22 protein-coding genes are annotated in these 23,683 nt (G+C 73.1%); 16 read left to right on the top strand and 6 right to left on the bottom strand.

Features of this window, described 5'->3' with window-relative positions; genetic code table 11:
• Positions 1 to 62 precede the first annotated feature (62 nt).
• The 9 genes from O2W20_RS02065 (at position 63) to ppk2 (ending at position 9,966) form a co-directional block, all read left to right on the top strand.
• Complete coding sequence (locus O2W20_RS02065; protein WP_269170091.1) at positions 63 to 1,748, top strand: ribonuclease J; 1,686 nt, start codon at positions 63 to 65, stop codon at positions 1,746 to 1,748.
• Between the two features lie 161 nt (positions 1,749 to 1,909).
• Complete coding sequence (locus O2W20_RS02060; protein WP_269170090.1) at positions 1,910 to 3,391, top strand: SulP family inorganic anion transporter; 1,482 nt, start codon at positions 1,910 to 1,912, stop codon at positions 3,389 to 3,391.
• A 19-nt stretch (positions 3,392 to 3,410) separates the two neighbouring features.
• On the top strand, positions 3,411 to 3,782 hold the full coding sequence (locus tag O2W20_RS02055; protein WP_269170089.1) for a MerR family transcriptional regulator: 372 nt from the start codon (positions 3,411 to 3,413) through the stop codon (positions 3,780 to 3,782).
• Between the two features lie 64 nt (positions 3,783 to 3,846).
• The gene (gene argG / locus O2W20_RS02050; RefSeq protein WP_269170088.1) at positions 3,847 to 5,295 is read left to right on the top strand and encodes an argininosuccinate synthase; all 1,449 of its coding nucleotides are present in this window, start codon (positions 3,847 to 3,849) and stop codon (positions 5,293 to 5,295) included.
• Positions 5,296 to 5,367: 72 nt separating this feature from the next.
• On the top strand, positions 5,368 to 5,754 hold the full coding sequence (locus tag O2W20_RS02045; RefSeq protein WP_269170087.1) for a YchJ family protein: 387 nt from the start codon (positions 5,368 to 5,370) through the stop codon (positions 5,752 to 5,754).
• 108 nt (positions 5,755 to 5,862) lie between these two features.
• Positions 5,863 to 6,510 carry an FMN-dependent NADH-azoreductase gene (locus O2W20_RS02040; RefSeq protein WP_269170086.1) on the top strand — a complete coding sequence of 216 codons (648 nt, stop codon included), beginning with the start codon at positions 5,863 to 5,865 and terminating at the stop codon, positions 6,508 to 6,510.
• A gap of 256 nt (positions 6,511 to 6,766) precedes the next feature.
• On the top strand, positions 6,767 to 7,693 hold the full coding sequence (locus O2W20_RS02035; protein WP_269170085.1) for a lysophospholipid acyltransferase family protein: 927 nt from the start codon (positions 6,767 to 6,769) through the stop codon (positions 7,691 to 7,693).
• The gene (locus tag O2W20_RS02030) at positions 7,686 to 8,888 is read left to right on the top strand and encodes a glycosyltransferase family 4 protein (protein ID WP_269170084.1); all 1,203 of its coding nucleotides are present in this window, start codon (positions 7,686 to 7,688) and stop codon (positions 8,886 to 8,888) included. Before O2W20_RS02035 ends, O2W20_RS02030 begins: the two co-directional genes overlap by 8 nt.
• Positions 8,889 to 8,976: 88 nt before the next feature.
• The gene (ppk2, locus tag O2W20_RS02025; RefSeq protein ID WP_269170083.1) at positions 8,977 to 9,966 is read left to right on the top strand and encodes a polyphosphate kinase 2; all 990 of its coding nucleotides are present in this window, start codon (positions 8,977 to 8,979) and stop codon (positions 9,964 to 9,966) included.
• 137 nt (positions 9,967 to 10,103) lie between these two features.
• Here the strand turns inward: ppk2 and O2W20_RS02020 are convergent, their stop codons facing one another.
• Positions 10,104 to 10,889 (bottom strand): PRC and DUF2382 domain-containing protein, encoded by a 786-nt coding sequence (locus tag O2W20_RS02020; protein ID WP_269170082.1) that lies wholly within the window; start codon positions 10,887 to 10,889, stop codon positions 10,104 to 10,106.
• 268 nt (positions 10,890 to 11,157) lie between these two features.
• On the opposite strand from O2W20_RS02020, the gene O2W20_RS02015 reads away from it, so the two are divergent.
• From O2W20_RS02015 to O2W20_RS02005, 3 genes are all read left to right on the top strand, one after another.
• Positions 11,158 to 11,967, top strand: coding sequence for a DUF3097 domain-containing protein (locus O2W20_RS02015; protein ID WP_269170081.1), 810 nt, complete (start codon positions 11,158 to 11,160; stop codon positions 11,965 to 11,967).
• 115 nt (positions 11,968 to 12,082) lie between these two features.
• Positions 12,083 to 13,012, top strand: a complete 930-nt coding sequence (locus tag O2W20_RS02010) for a hypothetical protein (RefSeq protein WP_269170080.1) — start codon at positions 12,083 to 12,085, stop codon at positions 13,010 to 13,012.
• 5 nt (positions 13,013 to 13,017) lie between these two features.
• Positions 13,018 to 13,401, top strand: a complete 384-nt coding sequence (locus tag O2W20_RS02005; RefSeq protein ID WP_269170079.1) for a GntR family transcriptional regulator — start codon at positions 13,018 to 13,020, stop codon at positions 13,399 to 13,401.
• Positions 13,402 to 13,561: 160 nt separating this feature from the next.
• Here the strand turns inward: O2W20_RS02005 and O2W20_RS02000 are convergent, their stop codons facing one another.
• The 4 genes from O2W20_RS02000 to O2W20_RS01985 form a co-directional block, all read right to left on the bottom strand.
• The gene (locus tag O2W20_RS02000) at positions 13,562 to 14,404 is read right to left on the bottom strand and encodes an aldo/keto reductase (protein WP_269170078.1); all 843 of its coding nucleotides are present in this window, start codon (positions 14,402 to 14,404) and stop codon (positions 13,562 to 13,564) included.
• A 135-nt stretch (positions 14,405 to 14,539) separates the two neighbouring features.
• Entirely contained in the window at positions 14,540 to 15,427 is an 888-nt protein-coding gene (locus O2W20_RS01995; protein WP_269170077.1) for a tryptophan 2,3-dioxygenase, read from the bottom strand.
• Between the two features lie 17 nt (positions 15,428 to 15,444).
• Positions 15,445 to 17,067 (bottom strand): peptide chain release factor 3, encoded by a 1,623-nt coding sequence (locus O2W20_RS01990; protein ID WP_269170076.1) that lies wholly within the window; start codon positions 17,065 to 17,067, stop codon positions 15,445 to 15,447.
• Positions 17,068 to 17,140: 73 nt separating this feature from the next.
• Positions 17,141 to 18,382, bottom strand: coding sequence for an MFS transporter (locus O2W20_RS01985; protein WP_269170075.1), 1,242 nt, complete (start codon positions 18,380 to 18,382; stop codon positions 17,141 to 17,143).
• 393 nt (positions 18,383 to 18,775) lie between these two features.
• Here O2W20_RS01985 and O2W20_RS01980 point away from each other — a divergent pair, with 393 nt between their 5' ends.
• The 4 genes from O2W20_RS01980 to O2W20_RS01965 all read left to right on the top strand — a co-directional run bounded on the left by O2W20_RS01980 (position 18,776) and on the right by O2W20_RS01965 (position 22,054).
• Positions 18,776 to 20,395 (top strand): FAD-dependent monooxygenase, encoded by a 1,620-nt coding sequence (locus O2W20_RS01980; protein ID WP_269170074.1) that lies wholly within the window; start codon positions 18,776 to 18,778, stop codon positions 20,393 to 20,395.
• Between the two features lie 142 nt (positions 20,396 to 20,537).
• On the top strand, positions 20,538 to 21,587 hold the full coding sequence (gene moaA, locus O2W20_RS01975; protein ID WP_269170073.1) for a GTP 3',8-cyclase MoaA: 1,050 nt from the start codon (positions 20,538 to 20,540) through the stop codon (positions 21,585 to 21,587).
• Position 21,588: 1 nt separating this feature from the next.
• A complete protein-coding gene (locus O2W20_RS01970; protein WP_269170072.1) occupies positions 21,589 to 21,840 on the top strand; it encodes a MoaD/ThiS family protein in 252 nt (83 codons plus the stop codon).
• A 10-nt stretch (positions 21,841 to 21,850) separates the two neighbouring features.
• Positions 21,851 to 22,054 (top strand): hypothetical protein, encoded by a 204-nt coding sequence (locus O2W20_RS01965; RefSeq protein ID WP_269170071.1) that lies wholly within the window; start codon positions 21,851 to 21,853, stop codon positions 22,052 to 22,054.
• Between the two features lie 19 nt (positions 22,055 to 22,073).
• Here O2W20_RS01965 and O2W20_RS01960 read toward each other — a convergent pair whose 3' ends face one another.
• On the bottom strand, positions 22,074 to 23,663 hold the full coding sequence (locus tag O2W20_RS01960; RefSeq protein ID WP_269170070.1) for a SpoIIE family protein phosphatase: 1,590 nt from the start codon (positions 23,661 to 23,663) through the stop codon (positions 22,074 to 22,076).
• Between the last annotated feature and the right edge of the window lie 20 nt (positions 23,664 to 23,683).

Below are 23,683 nucleotides of genomic sequence, written 5' to 3'. Positions count from 1 at the left end.
GGATGCAGACACGACGGGGACCGGCAGCAGGTCCCCGGTCCCGCGCACGTAGCGTGAAGGGCATGAGCCGTTCCCGCCGCGACCCCGGCACGCTCCCCGCACTGGCGCCCACTGGCCTGCGGGTCGTCGCCCTGGGTGGTCTGGGTGAGATCGGCCGTAACATGACCGTCTTCGAGCACGCCGGCAAGCTGCTCATCGTCGACTGCGGCGTGCTGTTCCCGGAGGAGCACCAGCCCGGTATCGACGTGATCCTCCCCGACTTCACCTCGATCCGGGACCGGCTGGACGACGTGGTGGCGGTCGTGCTGACCCACGGGCACGAGGACCACATCGGTGGCGTCCCCTACCTGCTGCGGGAGCGGCGGGACATCCCCGTCATCGGGTCGAAGCTGACGCTGGCCTTCATCGAGGCCAAGCTCAAGGAACACAAGATCACCCCGGTGACCGAGCAGGTCGCGGAGGGGGACGAGCTGCGACTGGGCCCCTTCGACCTGGAGTTCCTGGCGGTCAACCACTCCATCCCCGACGCGCTGGCCGTGGCGATCCGCACCGCGGCCGGCCTGGTGCTGCACACCGGCGACTTCAAGATGGACCAGTTCCCCCTGGACCAGCGGATCACCGACCTGCGCGGGTTCGCCCGGCTCGGCGAGGAGGGGGTCGACCTCTTCCTCACCGACTCCACCAACGCCGACGTGCCCGGCTTCACCACGTCGGAAGGTGAGCTCACCCCGGCGATCGACACGGTCTTCCGGACCGCGCCCAAGCGGGTCATCGTCTCCAGCTTCGCCAGCCACGTGCACCGCATCCAGCAGGTGCTCGACGCCGCACACGAGCACGGCCGCAAGGTCGCCTTCGTCGGCCGGTCGATGGTCCGGAACATGGGGATCGCCCGGGACCTGGGCTACCTGCGGGTGCCCAAGGGCCTGGTCGTGGACATGAAGGTGCTGGAGAAGCTGCCCGCCGACCAGGTGTGCCTGATCTGCACCGGCTCCCAGGGCGAACCGATGGCGGCGCTGTCCCGGATGGCCAACCGGGACCACGTCATCCGGATCTCCGAGGGCGACACCGTGCTGCTGGCCAGCTCGCTGATCCCGGGCAACGAGAACGCCATCTACCGGATCATCAACGAGTTCACCAAGATCGGCGCCAACGTCGTCCACAAGGGCAACGCCAAGGTGCACGTCTCCGGGCACGCCAGCGCCGGCGAGCTCGTCTACTGCTACAACCTCGTCAAGCCGCGCAACGTCATGCCGGTGCACGGGGAGTGGCGGCACCTGCGGGCCAACGCCGACCTGGCGATCCGCACCGGGGTCCACCCGAACGGGGTGGTCATCGCCGAGGACGGCTCCGTGGTCGACCTGGTCGACGGCCGGGTCTCCATCACCGGCAAGGTGCCGGCCGGCAACGTCTACGTCGACGGCTCGACCGTCGGCGGGGCGACCGAGGCCTCGCTCAAGGACCGGCGCACCCTGGCGGAGGAGGGCGTCATCACCGTCGTGGCGATCGTCGACGCCAACACCGGGCAGCTCGCGGAGGCCCCCGACTTCCTCGCCCGCGGTTTCGTCCACGAGGCGGAGTCCTTCGACGCGGCGGTGCCGCTGATCGAGCGGGAGCTGGCCCGTGCGGCGGCCGACGGCGTCAAGGACGCCGCCCAGCTGGAGTCGCTGATCGCCAAGGCCGTCAGCAACTGGGCGAACCGCTCCCACCGCCGCACGCCGATGATCATCCCGGTGGTCATCGACGCCTGACCGGGTCGTCCGGATCACAGTGCGCCGACACCCCACCCTTCCCTTGCGTGAGGGTAGGGTTTCGGCGACGGGAGCTGCTCCGCTGCCGTCCTGATCCGGACCACCGCTGTTCCGGGCGTCCACGCCCGCGCCTGCCCGGCGCACGACCGGAACACGGTGACATGTCCTCCTTCACCGCACTGTCCGCACCCCGCCGACCCGCCTGGCTCGCGCCGAAGGTGGCCCGCACCGAGGTGCTCGCCGGCCTGGTGGTGGCCCTGGCGCTGATCCCCGAGGCGATCAGCTTCTCCATCATCGCCGGGGTCGACCCACGGGTCGGGCTCTTCGCCTCGTTCACGATGGCGGTGGTGATCGCCTTCACGGGTGGCCGTCCGGCGATGATCAGCGCCGCCACCGGGGCGATCGCGCTGGTCGTCGCCCCGCTGGTGCGTGACCACGGCCTGGAGTACCTGCTGGCCGCGGTCGTCCTCGGCGGGGTGTTCCAGGTGCTGCTGGGCCTGGCCGGCTTCGCCCGGTTGATGCGCTTCGTCCCGCGCAGCGTGATGATCGGCTTCGTCAACGCGCTGGCCATCCTGATCTTCACCGCCCAGCTGCCGTACCTGGTCGACGTGTCCTGGCTGGTCTACCCGATGGTGGCCGCGGGCCTGGCGATCATCTTCCTGCTCCCCCGGCTGAGCTCCGCCGTCCCTGCTCCGCTGGTGTCGATCGTGGTGCTCACCGGGCTGACCGTCGCGGTCGGCCTGACCGTCCCGAACGTGGGCGACCAGGGCGAGCTGCCCGACAGCCTGCCCTTCTTCGGCATCCCGGACCTGCCGTTCACCTGGGAGACGCTGAGCATCGTCGCCCCCTACGCCCTCGGCGTGGCCTTCGTCGGGTTGATGGAGTCGCTGCTGACGGCCAAGCTGGTCGACGACCTGACCGACACCCACTCGGACAAGACCCGCGAGTCCTGGGGCCAGGGGGTGGCCAACATCGTCACGGGGTTCTTCGGCGGCATGGGCGGCTGCGCCATGATCGGCCAGACGATGATCAACATCCGGTCGGGTGCGCGGACCCGGCTGTCGACCTTCCTGTCCGGCGTGTTCCTGCTGATCCTGGTCGTCGTCCTCGGCGACGTGGTCGCGATCATCCCGATGGCCGCACTGGTGGCCGTGATGATCTTCGTGGCGATCGCCACCTTCGACTGGCACAGCCTGCGCACCATCCACCGGATGCCCCGCAGCGAGACGATCGTGATGCTCTCCACCATCGCGGTCACCCTGTGGACCCACAACCTCGCCATCGGGGTCGGCACCGGCGTGCTCGTCGCCTGCGTGCTGTTCGCCCGCCGGGTCGCCCACCTCGTCGAGGTCACCAGCACGACCAGCCCGGACGGGACGACGCGCCACTACGCCGTCCACGGGGCCCTGTTCTTCGCCTCCAGCAACGACCTGTACCAACAGTTCGACTACGCCGACGACCCCGCGCACGTGGTCATCGACCTGTCCGGCGCGCAGGTCTGGGACGCCTCCACCGTCGCCACGCTGGACGCGATCACCCACAAGTACGAGACGCGCGGCAAGAGCGTGCAGATCGTCGGCCTGAACGAGCACTCGGCCGACCGCTTCGCGCGGCACACCGGCCAGCTCGCCGGGGGGCACTGAGGTGGGGCGCGGCGAGTTGATGCAGATCGGCCAGGTCGCCGAGCGGATCGGGCTGAGCCTGCGCACCATCCGGTTCTACGAGGAGAACGGACTCGTCGTCCCCACGAGCCGGACCGAGGGGGGCTTCCGGCTCTACAGCGAGGCCGACGTCGCCCGCTTCGAGGTGATCAAGCGGATGAAGCCGCTGGGCTTCTCGCTGGAGGAGATGCAGGAGCTGCTCACCCTGCTGCACGACCTGGAGCAGGCCACCGGCGACCGCGAGCAGCTGCTGGCCCGGCTGCAGGAGTTCCACGAGGCGGCGGTGGCCCGGGTGGCCGCACTGCGCGACCAGCTGGCCGTCGCCGAGGGGTTCGCCGGCACACTGGCCGACCGGCTGGAGGCCCACCGCTAGGACGCGAGCCAGGTCACCCGACCCGGCTTTGCATGGTCATACATGCGAATGCATACTTGTGTCCATGTCCAAGGTGCTCACGTCCCTGCCCGTCGGCGAACGCGTCGGCATCGCCTTCTCCGGCGGCCTCGACACCTCGGTCGCGGTGGCCTGGATGCGCGACAAGGGCGCCGTGCCCTGCACCTACACCGCCGACATCGGCCAGGCCGACGAGCCCGACATCGGCTCGGTGCCCGGCCGGGCCAGCGCCTACGGGGCCGAGCTGGCCCGACTCGTCGACTGCCGGTCCGCCCTGGTGGAGGAGGGGCTCGCGGCGCTGACCTGCGGGGCCTTCCACATCCGCTCCGGCGGCCGCAGCTACTTCAACACCACCCCGCTCGGCCGGGCCGTCACGGGCACGCTGCTCGTGCGGGCGATGCTGGCCGACGGCGTCCAGATCTGGGGCGACGGGTCGACCTACAAGGGCAACGACATCGAGCGGTTCTACCGCTACGGCCTGCTGGCCAACCCCTCGCTGCGCATCTACAAGCCGTGGCTGGACGCCGACTTCGTCACCGAGCTCGGCGGCCGCAAAGAGATGTCGGAGTGGCTGGTCGCACACGGCCTGCCCTACCGGGACAGCGCGGAGAAGGCCTACTCCACCGACGCCAACATCTGGGGCGCGACGCACGAGGCGAAGACCCTCGAGCACCTGGACACCGGCATCGAGACCGTCGAGCCGATCATGGGCGTGAAGTTCTGGGACCCGGCGGTCGAGATCGCCACCGAGGACGTCACGATCGGCTTCGAGTACGGCCGGCCGGTGACGATCGACGGCAAGGAGTTCGCCACCCCGGTCGACCTGGTGCTGGAGGCCAACGCGATCGGCGGCCGGCACGGCCTGGGGATGTCCGACCAGATCGAGAACCGGATCATCGAGGCCAAGAGCCGGGGCATCTACGAGGCGCCGGGCATGGCCCTGCTGCACATCGCCTACGAGCGGCTGGTCAACGCCATCCACAACGAGGACACCCTGGCCAACTACCACAGCGAGGGCCGCCGGCTGGGCCGGCTGATGTACGAGGGCCGCTGGCTGGACCCGCAGGCGATGATGCTGCGCGAGTCGCTGCAGCGCTGGGTCGGCATGGCCGTCAGCGGCGAGGTGACCCTGCGGCTGCGGCGCGGCGAGGACTACTCGGTGCTGGACACCTCCGGCCCGGCCTTCAGCTACCACCCGGACAAGCTGTCCATGGAGCGCACCCAGGACTCCGCCTTCGGGCCGGTCGACCGGATCGGCCAGCTGACCATGCGCAACCTGGACATCGCCGACTCGCGCGCCAAGCTGGAGCAGTACGCCCGGATGGGCATGGTCGGTGGCGCCACCCCGACGTCCATCGGCGCAGCGCAGGCCGCGGCGACCGGGCTGATCGACGCCAGCGTGCAGGGCGGCGCCGAGGCGATCGCCTCCCGCGGCCAGGTCTCCGAGCACGACGAGCTGCTGGACCGCGCGGCGATGGAGGCCGGCACCGACTGACCCGGCACCGACCGGTCCCGGGCGTCGTCCTGGCACACCCAGGTCAGGGACGACGCCTGGGACACTCGGGCCGTGCCCTCCCACCGCTGCCCGTGCGGCACCCCCCTGCCCTACGACGAGTGCTGCGGCCGGCTGCACGCGGAGGCGGCGACCGCGGCGACGCCCGAGCAGCTGATGCGCTCCCGCTACAGCGCCTTCGCCGTCGGCGACGCCGGGTACCTGCTGAGCACCTGGCACTCCAGCACCCGGCCCGACAGCCTCGATCTCGACCCCGGGGTGCGCTGGACCGGACTGGAGGTGCTGGCCGCGAGCGGCGGCGCCCTGCTGGCACCGGAGGGCACGGTGGAGTTCCGGGCCCATCACCGCACCGGCGGGGTGTCCGGGGTGCAGCACGAGCTCAGCAGGTTCGCCCGCGAGAACGGGCAGTGGCGGTACGTCGACGGGGTCTCGCTGGCCTGAGCACCGGATGCTCCACGTGGAACATCCGCCCCGACCGGCGTCCCGGCGGCCGGCACTGCTTGGGTGGGTCCCGGCGACCCTGCCCACCCCCAGCCCCGGGAGGCCCCGATGCCGCACCTGCTGCACCTCGACTCGTCCGCCGATCCGCGGAGCTCTGCCTCGCGTGGGGTCACCGCCGCCTTCGTCCAGGGCTGGCAGGCTCGTGGCGCGGAGTTCACCGTGACCTCCCGCGACCTACAGGCCGACCCGCCGCCACACCTGCCCGACGCCGCCCTGCACTGGGCCCCCCGGTTGCGCACGGCCGAGGAGGTGGTCGACCCGGCCGCCGAGGCGCAGCAGCAGGTCTACCTCGACGAGCTGCTGGCCGCCGACGTCCTGCTGGTCGGTGCCCCGATGTACAACTGGTCGCTGCCGTCCACCCTCAAGGCCTGGGTCGACCACGTGCACGTGCTCGGCGCGACCGTGCCGTTCGGCGACTTCGAGGCCCGCCCGCTGGCCGGGCGGAACGCCGTCATCGTCTCCAGCCGGGGAGCGAGCTACGACGCCGAGGGCGAGCAGGCCAGCTGGGACCACACCGTGCCGCCCCTGGAACTCGTGCTCGGGCGCTCGTTCGGCATGACCGTCTCGGTCATCACCCTGCAGCTGACCCTGGCCGACCGGGTCCCGGCGATGGCCGACCTGCGCGACCGCGCCGCCGCCGAGGCCGACGCCGCCCGCAGCTTCGCCCAGGAGCTGGCCGAGCGCCTCACCCCCTGAGCGGTCCCCCCGTACGTGGCCGGCCGGGCCGGGATTCGCCCGTCCGACGGGGGCACGCCAGGGACCGGCCACCCGCCGGACACCTCCACCGCTGACGCTGGCCGCGTCCGGGCCTCGTCCAGGGGCCTCCCGACACCCGAGGTGTCGCCGTGACCGCAGCTGGGACCACAGCGTCGAGCACGCCCCTGCCGGCATCCTGCCGCAGCTGCACCACCCGCCGCGCCGGCCTGGCTGCCGGGCTGCCCGGCGGCGACCGATGAGCTGGGTGCCGGTCTCCGGCTGCACGGCCGCCTGCACGGCCGACCCGGTGCCGACCGTGGACGCCGCGACCCGGCGGCGCCGCTGGCTCCGGCTGAGCGGTGCACTGGCCGGGACGGGGGTCGCCGCTCTGCGTGCGCCGTGGACCGGTGCGCGGGGACGGCGACGGCTGGTCGTGTGCGCCGCGGCGAGGTTGCTCACCGCCGCCGGGGTGCGGGTCGAGGTCACCGCACCGGCGGTGGCCTGGCCGCGGGCAGGTGCCGGGCGCGGCCCTGGACACCTCGTGGTCGGGAACCACGTCTCCTGGATCGACGACCTGGCGATGCTCACCGTGGTGCCGGGGGTGCCCGTCGCCCGGCGCGAGGTGGGCGCCTGGCCGGTCCTCGGGGGCCTGGCCCGGCGGGCCGGCGTCGTGCTGGTCGACCGGGCGCGCATCCGGGCGCTCCCCAGCACGGTGGCCCAGGTCGCCGGGCTGCTGCGGTCCGGCACGGCGGTCACCGTCCACCCCGAGGGGACGACGGCGTGCGGGGTCGAACTGGGCCGCTTCCGCCCGGCGTTCTTCCAGGCCGCCGTGGACGCCGCCGCCCCGGTCTGCCCGGTCGCCGTCCGGTACCGGGTCCACGGGCAGGCCTCCACCGCGGTCGCCGGCTTCCTGGGCGACGAGCCGCTGTGGCGCAGCGTCGCCCGGGTGGTCACCGTGCGCGGCCTGGTGGTGGAGGTGCACCTGCTGCCGGCCCTCGACCCGGCTGGCGCCGACCGCCGGGAACTGGCCGCACTCGCCGAGTACGCCATCGCGGCCGTCACCGAGGTCCGGCCCCCCGTGGTGGCCGCCCACCCGCGCCGGCCCCGGGTGCCGGCCCGCCGGAAGCCGGTCCGCCGGCCCTCCGTCATCCCGACCCACCCTGGAGCAGCGCGCGTTGCCTGAGGAGGCGCTGCACGCGGTCCAGGACGTCGTCCGGTCGGAGCCGGTCGTGGCCCCGCCGCCGCCCGCCGGCGTGGGCATGCGGGTCGCCGTGGTCGCCGAGACGTTCCTGCCCGCGGTCAACGGCGTGGTCAACTCGGTGCTGCGACTGGTCGACCACCTCGCCGTCCGCGGCCACGACCCGGTGGTGGTCGCCCCCTCCGGCTCCGGCTACGAGTCCCGCTGCGGCGCCTGGGTGGAGGTCGCGACCGTGCCGTCGATGCGCCTGCCCGGCTACCGGCAGCTCTCCGTCGCACGCCCGGTCGGCGACCTGACCCGGGTGCTGGGCCGGCTGGCCCCCGACGTCGTCCACCTCGCCTCCCCCGCCGTGCTCGGCCTGGCCGCTGCCCGGGCCGCGCGCACGCTGGGGATGCCCTCGGTCGCCGTCTTCCAGACCGATCTGGCCGCCTACGCCGAGCGCTACCGGCTGCCCGGCGGCCCGGCGGCGGCCTGGCGGTACCTGCGCCAGGTCCACGAGACCGCCGACCTGACACTGGCTCCCTCCACGGCGACGCTGGCGATGCTGGCCCGGCACGGGATCAGCCCGGTCGCGCTGTGGCCCCGGGGCGTCGACCTCGACCAGTTCGCCCCCTGGCACTGCGACCCCCACCTCCGCCAGGAGCTGGCGCCGAACGGGGAGCTGCTGGTGGGCGTGGTCGCCCGGCTGGCGGTGGAGAAGCGGCTGGAGCTGCTGGCGCCGCTCAGCGAGCTGCCCGGGGTGCGGCTGGTCGTGGCCGGCGACGGCCCACAGCGTCGCCAGCTGGCCCGCCGGCTGCCGCGGGCCCACTTCCTCGGCCAGCTCGGCGGTGCGGGGCTCGGCGCCCTCGTCGCCTCGCTGGACCTTCTCGTGCACCCCGGGGCGGACGAGACGTTCTGCCAGGCGGTGCAGGAGGCCCTGGCCGCGGGTGTCCCGGCGCTCGTCGCCGCCTCGGGCGGTCCGCTGGACCTGGTGCGGCACGGGCAGAACGGCTGGCTCTGGGCCGGGGACGACCCCCACCTGCTGGCCGCGATGGTCGCCGGGCTCCGGGACGACCGGGCTGCGCTCCGCGCCGCTGCCGCTCGGGCCCGCCCCTCGGTGGAGGCGCGGACCTGGGGCCGGATCGGCGACCAGCTGATCGGCCACCTCCAGCACGTACGCGCAGCGGGCCGCGTCCACTGACCCCGGCGCGGGCAGACCGAGCCGCATCGGGGCAGGATCGGCGCCAGCACCTGGTACGTGGCACCTGCACCCGGAGACCGGAGACGACGTGACCCACCAGATCCGCGACCGCGCCCCTGAGGGCACGCCGTCGCCCGTCCTCGACCTGTCCCGGTGGCGGCTCAACGCCCTGCCGGACACCCACTCCGACGAGGACTGGGACGACGACCGCGAGCTCTTCGACCCCGAGGGCAACCGGGTCGACACCTGGCGCGAGGGCTACCCGTACAGCGAGCGGATGGAGCGCCGGGAGTACGAGATCGTGAAGCGGCAGCTGCAGATCGAGCTGCTCAAGCTGCAGGGCTGGGTGAAGGGCACCGGCCAGAAGCTGGTGCTGGTGTTCGAGGGCCGCGACGCCGCCGGAAAGGGCGGCACCATCAAGCGGTTCACCGAGCACCTCAACCCGCGCGGGTCGACGGTGATCGCGCTGGACAAGCCGTCGGAGCGAGAGAAGACCCAGTGGTACTTCCAGCGCTACGTGCAGCACCTGCCCGCCGCCGGCGAGATGGTCATGTTCGACCGATCCTGGTACAACCGCGCCGGCGTCGAACGGGTGATGGGCTACACGACGGCCGATGACTACCTGCTCTTCATGCGCCAGGCGCCGGAGTTCGAGCGGATGCTCGTCGAGAGCGACATCCAGCTGGTCAAGTTCTGGTTCTCGGTCACCCGCGGGGAGCAGCGCAGCCGGTTCATCGTGCGCCAGATCGACCCGGTGCGGCAGTGGAAGCTCTCCCCCACCGACCTGGCCTCGCTGGACAAGTGGGAGGCCTACACCGAGGCCAAGGAGGCGATGTTCCTGCACACCGACACCGGGCACGCCCCGTGGACGGTGATCAAGAGCAACGACAAGAAGCGCGCCCGGCTGGAGGCGATGCGGCACGTGCTGGCCCGGTTCGACTACACCGGCAAGGACCCGGCCGCCGTCGGCACGCCGGACCCGCTGATCGTGGGCTCGGCCGCCGAGGTCCTCGAGGAGGAGGCCGGCGCGCCGGTCATGCCCCGCCCCGGCGAGACCCTGCCACCCGGGCACGGCTGACCGCGCCGGTTCGGGCAGGCGCGGCGCAGGGCCCCTCCGCAACGCCACGACGCCCGCCCCGGACGATCGGGGCGGGCGTCGTGCTGGTCGTGGGTCGTGCGACGGCGCGGGCGAGGCCCGCGCCTAGAAGCGCTTGGTCAGCGGTTCTTGTCGATGCCCTCGGTCTCGACCTGCTCCTTGCGGAGCGTCTCGTCGACCTGGACGTTCTCGGTCACGGTGTCCTTCTCCAGGCGCACACGCTCGACCGGAACGGCCTCCTTCTCCACCACGGGGGTCGTGGAGGTGAGGGTGACCTCGTGCTCTTCTTCGCTGATCGCGGGGCCGTCCATGGCCTTGCCCGCGTTGGCCTCGGTGATGGGCTCCCGGGAGACCCGGACCTCCTCGTGGGTCACGGGGACGGTCTCGGACACGTTCTCGGTCACCACGTACTTGCGCAGACGGGCCTTGCGCTCGCCCTCGTTGCGGGTGCCGACCCGGAGCCGCTCCTCGGAGAGGGTCATCGCGTCGTCGGTGTTGGGGCCGGAGGTGTCGTGGCCGGCGGGGGTCGCGGTCTCGGTGGCGACCGGCGCAGCGGTCTCGGCCACGACCGGGGTCTCGGTGGCGACGGCGTTCTCGGTCATGTTGTAGTGCCGGTAGAGTTCGGTCTCCTCGGCCGGGGAGAGGTGGCCGTCGGAGTCGATGCGCGGGGCGTCCTTCACCGCGCTCTTGCTCACGGGGACACGCAGGCCGTCGCCGGTCAGGTCCGCGTCCCGGATCGGGACGAACGACTCCTTGGTGCCGAACATGCCCGTCTTCACGGTCACCCACTCGGGAGCACCCGACTGGTCGTCGAGGAACACCTCAGAGGCCGTACCGATCTTGTTGCCATCGGCGTCGATGACGTCTGCGCCGATGACGCGGTCGAGGGTCTCGGTGCCGATCATGTGTTCCGCTCCTTCGTTCGGGGGCGTGCTGTCTCGCTCTCTGCACTGCCCGCCAGGAGCCCGGCAAAACAGCGATCACCCAATCGATTCAGCGACGTGGTAGGGCGTGTCGCCGCCCCACCGCCGACCACGGGCGGCGTCTTCGCAGGTCGACGTGGGTTCCACTGCGCGACGCACCACGGATCCGACACGCCGGAGACCTGCGGGAACCGCACACACCGGGCGTGTCGCACCCTGATCGAGCGGTGAGCGCGCCGAGCATGGGCGGGTGCCTCCACGTTCGCCCTACGACAACCTGGTCCACCCGCGCACCCAGAAGAAGCCCTCGCCCCAGGTCGAGGCGCTCAAGGACGTCGTCGTCGAGGACCCCAGCAGCGGGTTCGTCGGCGCCGTCGTGCGGTGCGAGAAGGACGTCGTCCACCTCGAGGACCGGTTCGGCAAGGTGCGCGCCTACCCCCTCGGTCCGGGCTTCTGGGTCGACGGCCGCCCGGTCGTGCTGGTGCGGCCGAAGCAGAACGCGCCTTCTGGCCCGCAGCGCAGCGCGTCGGGCTCGACCTACGTGGTCGGCGCCCGCGCCCGGGTCGCCCGTGAGGGGCGGATCTACGTCGAGGGCAAGCACGACGCCGAGCTGGTGGAGAAGGTCTGGGGCCACGACCTGCGGATCGAGGGCGTCGTCGTGGAGCCGCTGCACGGCGTCGACGACCTGCCCGGCATCGTCAAGGAGTTCCGCCCGTCGTCGGGACGGCGGCTGGGCGTGCTCGTCGACCACCTGGTGACCGGCTCCAAGGAGTCCCGGATCGCCGCCCAGATCACCGGCGACCACGCGCTGGTCGTCGGCCACCCGTTCATCGACATCTGGCAGGCCGTGAAGCCCTCCGTCGTCGGCATCCAGGCCTGGCCGACGGTGCCCCGGGGCGAGGACTGGAAGACCGGCGTCTGCCGGCGGCTGGGCTGGGAGGACGACACCGGCTACGTCTGGGCGCAGCGCATCCTGGCCCGGGTGAAGGTGTGGACCGACCTGGAGCCGACGCTGATCGGCCGGGTCGAGGAGCTCATCGACTTCGTCACCACCGACTGAGACCAGCCCCCGCCAGCACCGTGCGGTCAGTGCCGGCACCTTCCGGTACTTGCGCGGCGGTTGTCGGCAGGTCATTGTGTCAATCAGTTGACTCAATGATTGAGTGGAGGACGTCGTGGCCGTGGTGCCCCTGCTGACCGTGCTGGTGCTGGCCGCGGCGGTCGCCCTCGTCCTCGGCGTCCTACGCCGGTCACCGCCCAGCCGGGAAGCGTCCGTGCACGCCGCCCGGCGGCACGCCCGGCTCGCCGCCACGGCCGCTGTGGCCCTGGGAGCCGCGGCGGCCCTGCTGGTCGCGGTCCGGGAGGTCGGCAACAGCGCACCCGGGGGCCTGGGGGTCACGGGGCTGCTGGTGCCGATCGTCTTCGGGGTGGTGCACACCGTCGTCCTGGCCGTCGGCGAGCTGACCTGGCCCCGGCCGCAGGGCGAGGTGCGCCGGGCCCGGCTGGTGCGCCGCGGCCTGCTGGACGCCGCACCTCGGTGGCTGGTCCGGACGGCGGCCGTCGCGACCGCGCTGGCAGTCGCGGTGCTGGTCGGCGGCGCCCGCCTGGCCGACGAGACCGGGCGGCGGGTGACCTACGGCTCCACGTCCGGCGGTCCCTTCGCGGCCGACGACGCGGGATGGTGGACGGCCCAGGGCTCCACGCCCGGCGGCGCCCTGTCCTGGTCGACGGCCAGCCCGTTCCCCGGTCTCTTCTACGGCCGCCCGGCCGCGATCGGCCTGCTCGCCCTCGCACTGGTCACCGTGGCCGCGCTGTGGGTGGTGGCGAACCGGCCTGCCGTCGCCACCGAGGACGAGCGGATCGAGACCGCGCTGCGCCGCGCCTCGGCACACCGGGTCCTCCGGGGAGCCGTCGGGGCCACCCTCGTGGTGGCCGGCGGCCTGTTGCTCGTCGGCGGGATGGCGGTGTCCAACGTCGGCGCGCTGCCCGTGCCGGGGTGGGCCGGCGGGCTGCCGGGCCTGCTGACGATGCTCGCCGGCCTGGTCGTGCTGTGCCTGCGCGCACCCGGCGTGCCGGTGGACTCCCCGACCGTGCCGGCGCGCTGAGCGCTGTGGCCCTCGATCTCACCGTCGACGTGCGGGCGGCCATCCCGCCGTACGAGCAGATCCGCGGCCAGATCGCGACGTACGTGCACAGCGGGGTGCTCACCGAGGGGGCCCGATTGCCCACCATGCGGGCGCTCGCCGCCGACCTCGGGGTGGCCACGGGCACGGTGGCCCGGGCGTACGCCGAGCTGGAGGCCGCAGGGCTGGTGGCCAGCCGCCGGCGCACCGGCACGGTGGTCACCGGCGGGGCAGCGGCGCCCGCACCGGCGGAGCAGCGGGTGCGTGCGCTGGCGGCCGAGCTGGCCCGCGCAGCCCACGAGGACGGCGTGGACCGCGAGGCCGTGCTGGCCGCCGTCCGGGCCGCACTGCTCGCCGCCGCCCCCCGCTGAGCCCGCCCCGAGCGCTCTGCGCGTTCTGCACACCGTGCACGGGCTGCGGGGCGTGTAGAGCGACCGGAGACCGTGCACAGGCCCCGGACAGGCCGGCAGCCGCCGTCCCCGAGGGGACGACGGCCGTCGGTCGGACCCCGCTGCGCAGCGGGGGCCCTGGTCAGCTGGGGATGTAGTTGAACTCGTCCGGGTTCGGGCCGTTGCGGCCGTCCGCGCGGTCGAGGCCGTCGATCTCCGCCATCTCGGCCTGGGAGAGCTCGAAGTCGAAGAGGTCGAAGTTCTGCTCGACCCGGCTGCGGGTGACCGACTTCGGGAAGATGATGTCGCCGCGCTGGACGTGCCACCGCAGGGCGGCCTGGGCCGCAGTCTTGCCGTGGCTCTCGCCGATCCGGTTGAGGACCTCGTCCTCGAGCACCTTGCCCTGCGCGATCGGGGCCCAGGCCTCGGTGCGGATCTCGTGGTCGCCGTTGAACGCGCGCACGTCGTTCTGCGCGAAGTACGGGTGCACCTCGATCTGGTTCACCACCGGGCGCACCTCGCTGTCGGCGAAGAGCTTGCGCAGGTGATGCGGGTTGAAGTTCGAGACGCCGATCGACTTGGCCCGGCCGGAGCGGTAGATCTCCTCCATGGCCTTCCAGGTCTCGACGTAGTCGACCTCGATGCCCGGCAGCGGCCAGTGGATGAGGAACAGGTCCAGGTAGTCGAACTGCAGCTCCGCCAGCGTCTGGTCGAACGCCTTGAGCGCGTCCTCGCGGGCGTGGAAGCCGTTGTTGAGCTTGGAGGTCACGAAGACCTCCTCGCGCGGGATGCCGGACTGCCGCACGGCCTCGCCGACCTCGGCCTCGTTGCCGTACATCTCGGCGGTGTCGATGTGCCGGTAGCCGACCTCGAGGGCCGTGCGGGTGGCCTCGACGGTGTCCTCGGGCTTGATCTGGAAGACGCCGAAGCCCAGCTGCGGGATCTGCACGCCGTTGTTCAGGGTGATCGTGGGCACGGTGGCCATGGGGGGTCCTCCAAGCGTCGGACGGTCTGGGTGGCGGCGCGCGACCTCATGGGGCGCGACCGGCCTGCCACATCCCTTACCCGGGCTCACGGTCGCTACCCGCGACTGATCTCACCGATGGATCGGGAATGCGGCTCAGACGACGGTGCGCGCCTCCCACAGGTCGGGGAAGACCACCCGCGCGGCGCTGCGCTCGAGCCAGGCCAGCCCGGCCGAACCGCCGCTGCCGGGCTTGGCGCCCATCGCCCGGCGGACGGCGGTGACGTGCCGCTGCCGCCAGGTGGTGAACACCTCGGCGACGTCGGTGAGCGCCTCGCCCAGGGTGAACAGCTCGTTGCCCGGCCGTGGGTCGGTGTAGACCTCGGCCCACAGCGCCGTGACGGCGGGATCGGGCTCGTGGGTGACCGTCCGGTCGCGCTCGAGCACGGCGGCCGGCACCGGCAGGCCGCGGCGGGCCAGGTACGCCAGGACGTCGTCCTCCAGGGACGGCCCGGCCAGTGCCCGCTGTAAATCCGCGTGCACCACCGGCAGGCCGCGGTGCGGCCGGACGACGGACTCCGCCTTGAGCCCGAGCAGGAACTCCACGTGCCGGTACTCGTAGGACTGGAAGCCCGACGCCTCGCCCAGCTGGTCACGGAAGCCGTTGAACTCCGCGGGGGTCAGCCAGAGCAGCGAGCCCCAGCTGGCGTCCAGCGACCGCAGGTGGTGCACCGACCGGCGGATCGAGCCGATCGCGGCGTCCAGGTCGTCGTCCCGCAGCTGTCGCTGGGCCAGCTCCCACTCCCGGCGCAGCAGCGTGAACCACAGCTCCATCACCTGGGTGACCACCAGGAACGCGGGCTCGGCCGGGTGCTCGGTCACCGGCCGGACCAGCGCCTGCAGCTGGCGCACGCCCACGTACTGCTCGTAGGGGGTCGCCTCGGCGAACTCGACGGTGGGCTGGCCGGCGTTGCCGGCGGCCCGGGCGGCCCGGGTGCCGGCGTCCAGCGGAGCCGGGCGGCTGGGGGGCTGTCGCGTGGTCACCGCGACAGTCTCCCGCCTCAGCTCAGCTGCGCGGCCACCATCGGCTCCAGCGTCAGCTCCGGGCTGCGCTGCTGGAGCGAGCGCAGGTCCCACTTGTCCATGAACAGCGCCAGCAGCTCGCCGTCCTCGCGCTCGAAGACCTCGACCCCGCGGGCCGCGGCGACCGCCGGGGCGGAGGCGGCATCGGTGCGCACCGCGACCTGGTACGGCAGGTGGTCCAGCTCGACCGGCGCGCCGAACTCCTGAGCCATCCGGTGCGCGGCCACCTCGAACTGCATGGGGCCGACGACGGCGAGCACGGGCGCCTGGTCGCCGCGGCGGTCCGAGCGCAGCACCTGGGCCACGCCCTCCGAGCCGAGCTGGCCGACGCCGCGGCGGAACTGCTTGAACTTGGCGGTGTCCTTGCCGCGCATCACCGCGAAGTGCTCGGGGGCGAAGGTGGTCAGCGGCGGGAAGGTGACCTTCGTGCCGGCGTACAGGGTGTCGCCGACGTGCAGCGCGTTGGCGTTGACCAGCCCGACGACGTCGCCGGGGTAGGCGGTGTCGACGCTCTCCCGCTCCCGGCCGAACACGTGCTGGGCGTACTTGGTGGCGAACGGCCGGCCGGTGGTCGCGTGGGTGACGACCATGCCGCGCTCGAACACCCCGGAGGCGATCCGGATGTAGGCGAGCCGGTCGCGGTGGGCGGCGTCCATGCCCGACTGCACCTTGAACACGAAGGCGCTGAACGACGCCTCGATCGGCCGGGGGACGCCGTCGGCGTCCGGCCGCGCGGGCGGCGGGGGAGCCAGGTCGACCAGGACGTCCAGCAGGGCGCCGACGCCGAAGTTGGAGACCGCCGAGGCGAAGATGACCGGCGTCGTCTCGCCGGCCAGGAACCGCTCCTGGTCGTGGTCGGCCTCGGTGGCGTCCAGCAGTTCGTTCTCCTCGACCGCCCGGGTCCAGTCGATTCCCTCGCGGGCTTCAGCGGCGGCGGCGGTCAGGGTCTCCTCGGGGGCGATGGTGGCTCCGCCGGCGGTGCGGGTGAACCGGCGGTAGGTGCCGTCGCGGCGGTCCAGCACGCCGCGGAAGTCCCCGGAGATGCCGACCGGCCAGGTCAGCGGGGTGGGCTCCAGGCCGGTGCGCTGGGCGACCTCGTCCATCAGCTCCAGGGCGTCCTTGCCGGGGCGGTCCCACTTGTTGACCACGGTGATCACCGGGATGCCGCGGTGCCGGCACACCGCGAACAGCTTCATCGTCTGGGCCTCCAGGCCCTTGGCGGCGTCGATGAGCATCACGGCGGCGTCCACCGCGGTCAGCACCCGGTAGGTGTCCTCGGAGAAGTCCGCGTGCCCGGGGGTGTCCAGCAGGTTCACCACCGCATCGCGGTACTCGAACTGCAGCGCCGCGGAGGTGATGGAGATGCCGCGGGCCTTCTCCATGTCCATCCAGTCCGACACCGTGCCCCGCCGCCCGGCCTTGCCGTGCACCGCACCGGCCTGCCCGATCACCCGCGCGTGCAACGCCAGGGCCTCGGTCAACGTCGACTTCCCCGCATCGGGGTGGCTGATCACCGCGAACGTCCGCCGCCGGGAGGCCTGCGCCAGCACCTCACCGGTCGCGGCGTCGGGACGGAGCTCCGTGCTCGGGACGGTGCTCATCGTGGTGCCGGGTCTCCTCGGGTGGCGCGGACGGTCTGTCCAATGTACGGCGGCGGGCCAGGGCGGGCTGTGGTCAGTGCGAGGTGGCCGGAGCCACCTCGGCGACCACCTGGTCCGGACGGCGGAGCACCGCCCACGCGGCCACCCCGAGCACCCCGGTGAGTGCGGCGCCCAGGGCCGGGACGGCGAAGGCCGCCTCCGCCCCCCACCGGTCGACCGCCGTGCCGGCCAGCGCCGAGCCGGCGGTGACCCCCACGGTGAGGCCGGTCGAGGTCCAGGTCAGGCTCTCGGTGAGCGCCGCCCGCGGCACCCGGGACTCCACCAGCGACATCCCGGCGACCAGCACCGGGGCGATCGTGAGACCGGCCAGGAACGCCAGCCCGATCAGCAGCGTCAGGGAGCTGACCAGGTAGAGCGTCTGGGCGGCGACGGCGAACAGCAGCGCGCAGCCGAGGAACCGGGTGACCAGCGCGCCCGGCAGCCGGGCCACGCCGTAGACGAGCCCGGCGACCAGGCTGCCCGCGGCGTACGCCGACAGCGCCACCCCGGCCATGGCCGGCCGGCCCTCCGCGTCGGCGAAGCCGACGACGACCACGTCCATCGCGCCGAAGACCGTGCCCATGGCCAGGTAGGTGACCGCGACGGCGACGAGCCCGGAGGTGAGCACCCGGATCCGCACGTGCGGCTGCCCGGCCACCCGGGGGGTGACCGGCGGCGCGGTCGCCTCCAGCCGGGACATCACCAGGCCGCCGATGACCCCGACCAGCAGCCCGGTCAGGAAGCCGGCGGGCGGGGAGACCAGCGCGGCCAGGAAGGTCACCAGCGGCGGCGCGGTGACGAACACGATCTCGTCGGCGACCGACTCGAAGGCGAAGGCGGTCTGCCGCTGGGCCGGGTCGTCCAGCGCGTGCGCCCAGCGACTGCGCACCACCGAGCCGATGCTGGTGCCGCTCGCCCCGGCCAGCACGGCGAGGGCGAACCACGTCCAGACCGGGGCGCCGGCCAGCACCACCGCGACGAACGACAGCCCCAGCACGAGGTAGGCCAGCGCCGTCCAGCGGAGCACGAGGCTCTGCCCGTAGCGGTCCATCACCCGGGCCCACTGCGGGCTGGCGACGGCGAAGGCGAGCGACAGCGTGCCGGCGATGGCCCCGGCGAGGGCGTAGCTGCCCGACTCCGCCTGGACGAGCAGCACCGAGCCGAGGCCCACGGTGGCCATCGGCACGCGGGCGAACCAACCGGCGAGGGAGAAGGCCCGGGCGCCGGGGACGGTGAACAGCCGGGCGTAGGGGCTGAAGACGGTGCGGGGAGACACAGATGGTTCTCGCGCTTCCTGGCCACAGGCGAGTGCGGGGGATGCCCGCCGGACCCTCGGGTGGCCCACCGAACCTAGCAGCGTCTGCCTGTTCCCCGACGGGCATCAGTCCACGCGCCCCGCCGTCCGCCAGACCGGGGCACCGCCCTGCCGCACCACGGGGTATCGCCGGGCGGGCCCCACCTGGTGCGCTGCCTCAAGACCGGGCTGCGCCCGAGAAGCGGACAGATGACCGAGTCACGGCGGGCCACGGTCCGGCCGCGAGCGGCCTCACCGACTCACTTGACAGCCGAGTGTGACCGTCGCCACAGTAGGCGAGCCGGGCGGCGTCCGTAGAGCGGACAACCCGCCGCGACGGCCGTGATCCGTTCCCGAGTCGAACAGGACTGCCCCGTGCCCGATGTCCAGGTCTCTGTCCTCGTCGTGGGTGGCAGCCTCACCGGGTTGACCGCCTCGGTACACCTCGCCACGCAGGGCGTGTCCCACCTCCTCGTCGAGCGACACCGGGGCACGGCCGTGCACCCGCGCGCGGCCTCCTTCCACCAGCGCACCATGGAGATCTTCCGCGGAGTGGGCCTGCAGGACGCCGTGGAGGCCGCCGCCGAGAAGGAGTTCGTGCAGGACGGTGCGATCGTCTCCGTCTCGACGCTGAGCAACCCGGAGATGCAGTACTTCTACCGATCGTTCAACGAGGGCGTCGAGGAGCTGAGCCCGACCCGACGGCTGTTCATCACCCAGATCGGCCTGGAGCCCGTGCTCCGGGAGCGGGCTCGCGCCCTCGGTGCCGAGCACCGGTACGCCACCGAACTGGTCGGCTTCGAGCAGGACGACGACGGCGTCACCTCCGTCATCCGGTCCCGGGACGACGGCCAGGAGTCCACCGTCCGCTCGGACTACCTGGTCGCGGCCGACGGCGCGCACAGCGCCATCCGTGCACGGTCCGGCATCGACATGGTCGGCCGCCCGCCGTTCGCCCAGTGCATCACCATCTACTTCCAGGCCGACATGCGTGAGCTCCTCGGCGACCGGAACCTGAGCGTGGTCTACGTCAACCAGCCGGGCCTGCTGGGCTTCTTCCGGTTCTCCATCACCGGTGACTCGGGGTTCCTCGCCGTCTTCTCCTCGAGCAACCCCGACGGGACGCGTGACACGCACGTGGCCGAGGACCTCGACGAGGCCCGCTGCGTGCAGTTCGTCCACCAGGCGTTGGGACGCACGGACATCTCCGTGCGCATCGACGACGTGCAGCGCTGGACGGCGGAGGCGGCGCACGCCGCGTCGTTCCAGGACCGCCGGGTCTTCCTGATCGGGGACGCCGCCCACGTCATGCCCCCCACCGGGGGCTTCGGGGGGAACACCGGGGTCGCCGACGCCCACGGCCTGGCCTGGCGGCTGGCACTGGTCTCCCGCGGCATCGCCGGTGCAGGGCTGCTGGCGAGCTACGACCAGGAGCGCCGCCCGGTCAGCGACCTGACCGTCGAGCAGGCGTACACCCGGTACGCCCTCCGGGTGGATCCGTCCCTCCCCCGGGACGACCTCGCCGCCCCGCTCGACGACCCCTCGATCGAGCTCGGGACGATCTACCGCTCCGCGGCGGTGATGACCGGCGAAGGCGAGGACGACGAGTCGCTGCTGGTCGACCCCCGGGAGCCGTCCGGCCGGCCGGGAACACGCGCTCCGCACATCCCGGTGGAGGCGGACGGCCGGCCGGCATCCGTCCTAGACCTGTTCGGGGCTGGTTTCGTCCTCCTGGCCGGGACGGACGGCCAGGTGTGGTGCGACGTCGTGGCGGAACTCGCCGCTTCCACGGACCTGCCTCTGCGTGCGTACCGGGTGGGCGCCGGTGGCGTCGTCCAGGACCCGGAGGGCCGCTTCCCGGCGGCGTTCGGCATCGGGCCGACCGGGGCCACGCTCATCCGCCCCGACGGCGTGGTCGCCTGGCGTTCAGCGGACGCCGGAGCCGAACCGCGCGGCACGGTGGCCGACGTCATGACGCAGCTCCTGGCGCGCTGACGCCCGCGGTCTGCCTGCGCCGGGCGTGTCCCCGCCTGCACCCGGGACCGGGGACACGTCCGGCGCACCACCTGTGCAACCGTCCTCGACGATCAGGGGAACGGACTCCGCAGAACCGGCCCGGCAGCACTACATTCGGGCCGTGACGACTCCCAGCTCCCTCCCCGACCCGCGGGTGCGCCCGACGGTGACCCCGGGCAGCGGCGGGCTCGTCGACCGGCACGGGCGCACCGCCACCGACCTGCGGGTCTCGCTGACCGACCGGTGCAACCTGCGCTGCACCTACTGCATGCCGCCCGAGGGGCTCCAGTGGCTGCCCAAGGTCGAGCAGCTGACCGACGACGAGGTCGTCCGGCTGGTCCGGATCGGGGTGGAGCACCTGGGCATCCAGGAGGTCCGGTTCACCGGCGGCGAGCCGCTGCTGCGCCCCGGGCTGCCCGGGATCGTCGCGGCGACCACGGCGCTGCGCCCGCGCCCGGAGGTCAGCCTGACCACCAACGCGATCGGGTTGTCCCGGATGGCCCCGGCGCTCGCGGCCGCCGGCCTGGACCGGATCAACGTCAGCCTGGACACCCTGGACCGGGAGCGGTTCAAGCAGATCACCCACCGCGACCGGCTGCCCGACGTCCTCGCCGGCATGCAGGCCGCCCGGGACGCCGGCCTGACGCCGGTCAAGGTCAACGCCGTCCTGATGCGCGGCATCAACGAGGACGACGCCGTCCCGCTGCTGGAGTACTGCCTGGAGCACGGCTACGAGCTGCGCTTCATCGAGCAGATGCCGCTGGACGCCCACCACGCCTGGACGCGCGGGGAGATGGTGACCGCCGAGGACATCCTGGCCCGGCTCACCGCCGCGCACACGCTGACGCCGGACGTCGAGGAGCGGGGCGCCGCCCCGGCCGAGCGGTGGCTGGTCGACGACACCGGGCTGACCGTCGGCGTCATCGCCTCGGTGACCCGGTCGTTCTGCGGTGCCTGTGACCGGACCCGGCTCACCGCCGACGGGCAGATCCGCAACTGCCTGTTCGCCCGCGAGGAGTCCGACCTGCGCAGCGCCCTGCGCGGCGGGGCCGACGACGCGGAGATCGCCGACCGCTGGCGGATCGCGACGCTGTCCAAGCTCCCCGGGCACGGCATCGACGACCCGAGCTTCCTGCAGCCCACCCGCCCCATGTCCGCGATCGGGGGCTGAGATGACCGCACCCACCGTGACGGTGCGCTACTTCGCCGGCGCCCGCGCCGCCGTCGGCGTCGACACCGAGACGCGGCAGGCCGGCACGTTGGCCGAGCTCGTCGGTCAGCTCACCGACGCGCACGGCGAGCGGCTGGAGCGGGTGCTGACCGCCTGCTCGTTCCTGGTCGACGGAACCTCCACCCGGGACCGCGCGTTGGTGCTCACGCCCGGCACGGTGGTGGACGTCCTGCCTCCCTTTGCCGGCGGATGAGGAGCCCCCGATGAGCGTGTTCGACAAGGCCAAGGCGAAGGCCGAGGAGCTGCTGGGCCGCGCCGAGCAGGTCTACGGCGAGTCGCACGGCGACGCCGCGGCCACCATCGACGGCGAGGCCCGCCGCCTGGAGGCCGAGGCCGAGGAGGAGCGCGCCGACCGCGACCGCCACCGCCGGGACGACGACGGACTGGCCGGCGCCGGCGCGCACTGACGCCGCCGGCCCAACGGGGTCACCCGCGCAGGCGGATGGCGACCAGGGCGACGTCGTCCTCGGGCTGCCCGTGCACGAGCCGGTCGAGCAACTCGTCGCAGAGCTCGTCCAGGGACCGCCCGGCGAGCTCTGCGGCGGCCGCCCGCAGCCGGGCCATCCCCTGGTCCAGATCGCCGCCGCGGCTCTCGATGAGGCCGTCGGTGAACAGCAGCACCGTCGTCCCGCCGTCCAGCGTGACCACCGACTCCCCGCGGGAGGTCTCGGCGTCGACGCCGAGCAACAGCTCGCCCCGCCAGTCGGCCAGGGCGGCGAGCGTTCCGTCGGGGTTGATCACCAGCGGGGGCAGGTGCCCGGCGTTGCTCCAGCGCATCCGGGTGACGCCGCGGGCCAGTTCGTCGGGGGTCTGCTCGAACCGCGCGACCGCTGCCGTGGCGTAGGTGCCGACCTCCAGCTGGGCCATCGACGCGTCCAGGCCGCGCAGCACCTCCCCCGGGCCGGCGTCGCTGTAGGTCGCGATGCCGCGCAGCAGCGAGCGCAGCTGGCCCATCGCCGCGGCCGCTGCGGTGTCGTGCCCGACGACGTCGCCGATGACCAGCATCGTCGCCCCGCAGGGCTGCAGGAAGGCGTCGTACCAGTCCCCGCCCACCCGGGCCGCCTCGGCCGCCGGGGTGTACCGGACGACCACCTCGGCCTGGTCGTGGGTGAAGGCCCCGGTGAGCAGGCTGCGCTGCAGCTCCTCGGCCAGCTGGCGCTGCTGGGAGAACAGCCGCACGTTGTCCAGCGCCAGGCCGGCCCGGTCGGCGACCTCCTGCGCGGTGGCCAGGTCCGGCTCGTCCATCACCCGGTCGCCGTCGAAGTACAGCGTCAGCGCACCCAGCGTCCGCCCCCGGCCGCGCAGCGGCAGCGTCACCCCGGAGTGCGGCCCGAGTAGCCCCAGCAGGTCGCGGGCCTGCCCCTCGGGCATCAGGGCGGCCACGTCACCGGCGGCGGCGATGACGGTCTCGCCGAGCAGCGCCCGCACCACGGGCGAGGTCACCGGCATCGAGCTCAGCCGCACAGCGGCGTACCGCTCCACCAGCGGCCGGCGGGCGGGGTCGACGTGCCACCAGCCGACGTCCCGGGGGCGGCCGTCGTCGTCCAGCACGGTCAGCACGCACCAGTCGCCCAGCACCGGGACGATCAGCCGCGGGATGCGGCTGGCCGCGGAGTCGACGTCCAGGGTGCCGGCCAGCTCGGCGCTCACCCGGGCCAGCATCGCCAGCCGCTCCCGGCTGGCGCGACGGTCGGTGACGTCGGAGAAGTAGCAGAGCAGGCCGTCCTCGGCCGGGATCGCCTGCACCTCGAACCAGCGGTTCAGCGGCTGCGGGTAGAAGCCCTCGACGCTGACCGGTTCCCCGGTGGCGACCGCGCGCCGGTAGGCCCGGCCGAACTCGTTGTCCCGGTTGGCCGGGAACGTCTCCCAGAAGTCGGTACCGACCAACTCGTCGCGGGGCAGGCCGAGGATCGTCACGCCGGCCTGGTTCACGTAGGTGATCCGCCAGTCGCCGTTCAAGGCCAGGAAGCCCGAGGGCATCGCCTCGACGATCAGTTCACCAGCCCGCCAGGGCATGTGGGACCTCCCGGTCGTTC

This window comes from Modestobacter sp. VKM Ac-2982, from assembly GCF_026967935.1.
Taxonomy (GTDB): domain Bacteria; phylum Actinomycetota; class Actinomycetes; order Mycobacteriales; family Geodermatophilaceae; genus Modestobacter.
This window is presented reverse-complemented; position numbering and strand designations above follow the sequence as displayed.

Coding starts and splice junctions, on each gene's coding strand:
- O2W20_RS02065 (WP_269170091.1), top strand. CDS start 63: ATGAGCCGTTCCCGCCGCGACCCCGGCACGCTCCCCGCACTGGCGCCC.
- O2W20_RS02060 (WP_269170090.1), top strand. CDS start 1,910: ATGTCCTCCTTCACCGCACTGTCCGCACCCCGCCGACCCGCCTGGCTC.
- O2W20_RS02055 (WP_269170089.1), top strand. CDS start 3,411: ATGCAGATCGGCCAGGTCGCCGAGCGGATCGGGCTGAGCCTGCGCACC.
- argG (WP_269170088.1), top strand. CDS start 3,847: ATGTCCAAGGTGCTCACGTCCCTGCCCGTCGGCGAACGCGTCGGCATC.
- O2W20_RS02040 (WP_269170086.1), top strand. CDS start 5,863: ATGCCGCACCTGCTGCACCTCGACTCGTCCGCCGATCCGCGGAGCTCT.
- O2W20_RS02035 (WP_269170085.1), top strand. CDS start 6,767: ATGAGCTGGGTGCCGGTCTCCGGCTGCACGGCCGCCTGCACGGCCGAC.
- O2W20_RS02020 (WP_269170082.1), bottom strand. CDS start 10,889: ATGATCGGCACCGAGACCCTCGACCGCGTCATCGGCGCAGACGTCATC.
- O2W20_RS02000 (WP_269170078.1), bottom strand. CDS start 14,404: ATGGCCACCGTGCCCACGATCACCCTGAACAACGGCGTGCAGATCCCG.
- O2W20_RS01990 (WP_269170076.1), bottom strand. CDS start 17,067: ATGAGCACCGTCCCGAGCACGGAGCTCCGTCCCGACGCCGCGACCGGT.
- O2W20_RS01970 (WP_269170072.1), top strand. CDS start 21,589: ATGACCGCACCCACCGTGACGGTGCGCTACTTCGCCGGCGCCCGCGCC.
- O2W20_RS01965 (WP_269170071.1), top strand. CDS start 21,851: ATGAGCGTGTTCGACAAGGCCAAGGCGAAGGCCGAGGAGCTGCTGGGC.
- O2W20_RS01960 (WP_269170070.1), bottom strand. CDS start 23,663: ATGCCCTGGCGGGCTGGTGAACTGATCGTCGAGGCGATGCCCTCGGGC.